Source organism: Kitasatospora sp. NPDC007106 (genome assembly GCF_040634455.1).
Lineage (GTDB): Bacteria > Actinomycetota > Actinomycetes > Streptomycetales > Streptomycetaceae > Kitasatospora > Kitasatospora arboriphila.
Window position 1 is genome coordinate 1 of the sequence record NZ_JBEYFP010001249.1, and the last position, 1366, is coordinate 1366.

2 protein-coding genes are annotated in these 1366 nt (G+C 72.7%); one reads left to right on the forward strand and one right to left on the reverse strand.

Features of this window, described 5'->3' with window-relative positions; all coding sequences use genetic code 11:
• Nucleotides 1-62: 62 nt before the first annotated feature.
• Complete coding sequence (locus ABZ641_RS37555; RefSeq protein ID WP_359989081.1) at nt 63-953, reverse strand: S41 family peptidase; 891 nt, start codon at nt 951-953, stop codon at nt 63-65.
• Between the two features lie 113 nt (nt 954-1066).
• On the opposite strand from ABZ641_RS37555, the gene ABZ641_RS37560 reads away from it, so the two are divergent.
• Nucleotides 1067-1366, forward strand: a 300-nt coding sequence (locus tag ABZ641_RS37560) for a phosphotransferase (RefSeq protein WP_359989083.1), incomplete at its 3' end; no start/stop codon positions are given.

Here is a 1366-nt window from a genome sequence, read left to right on the forward strand (position 1 = left end):
GGGGCCGGTGCGGCCCCCTCCCCGTCGTCGGCGTTGCCGAGGCCCGGTCGAGGCTCCGAGGCTCAGCCGAGCTGCTCGCGCAGGTGCTCCAGCGCCGCCTCCAGCGCCCGGTCGGCCGGGAGGGCGAGGTCCGGCAGGACACCGACGCCCTCCCAGTTGGTGCCGGTCACCGGATTGATCGAGCGGGCGGTCGGCACCGTGACGGCGACGTGCGGGGAGACCGGGATGCGCGAGGTCGGGTGGGCGCCGCCCCGGGTGGTCTCGCCGATCAGCGTGGCGCGCTCCAGCACCTTGAGGTTGTACGCCAGCTCCTCGCCGCCGGAGAAGGTGACGGCCGACGTCAGCACGGCGACCGGGCGGTCCAGGTAACGCGGGCCGGCGAGGTGGCCGACCGTCCAGTACTGCCGGATCGAGTCGGTGGCCCGGTCGTAGATGTCGTTCAGGTGCGTCTCGTCACCGGGGAAGAAGTAGCTGCACCACAGCTGCACCCCCTCCGGCGAACCGCCCAGGCACCGGCGCAGGTCGACCACCAGCGCGTCGGTGGCGGCGAGCAGGTGCATCGCCGCACCGAAGAGGGGACCGCCCAGCTCGGCAGGCGCGATCATGGACAGGTCGAGGTAGCCGATGTTGCCGTCGAGCTGCTCGACCCGCCGGACGCCGTGGTTGTTGGCCCGGCTGAACGCCTCGAAGCGGCCCCGGCTGACCTCCTCCGGCTCCTCCTCCATCGACTGCGGCTCCTCGCTCCACAGCAGCCGCAGGTGCTTGTCCGGGCACGCCCGCTGCAGGTCCGCGGTGACCCGCTCGCACAACTCCCGCTCGTCCAAACCGTCGTACGCGCGCTCGGCCAGCCGGCGACGGATCACGGCATCGATGCCGGCCGTCTGCTCGGGGAACACGTATCCGGCCGTGATCCGGGCCAGAGCGGTCTCGAGTATCTCGTGATGAAGCGTCATAGTGGCTGCATTCTGAGCGGTTCGGAGTCCGTGGGCAAACGAGTAACGACAACGGCGGGCCCGGCGCGACGGGGGTTGACGCTCGGGGGCGTCCGGCGATCGGATGGGGTGTCATGAGCACAGGGCAGATGCACCCCGGCATGCACCCCGTCGACGGCGACCTCGTGCGGCGGCTGGTCGCCGGGCAGTTCCCCCGGTGGGCCGGGGCGGCGGTGGAGCGGGTGCCGTCCGGTGGCACGGTCAACGCCATGTACCGGCTGGGCGAGGACATGGTCGTGCGGCTTCCGCTGGTGGCGGGCGGCGCCGGTGACGTGGCGCTCGAACGGACGTGGCTGCCCCGGCTCGCGCCCCACCTGCCCACGCCCGTCCCCGAGGTGCTCGGAGCAGGCAGGCCGGCCGAGGGGTATCCGTGG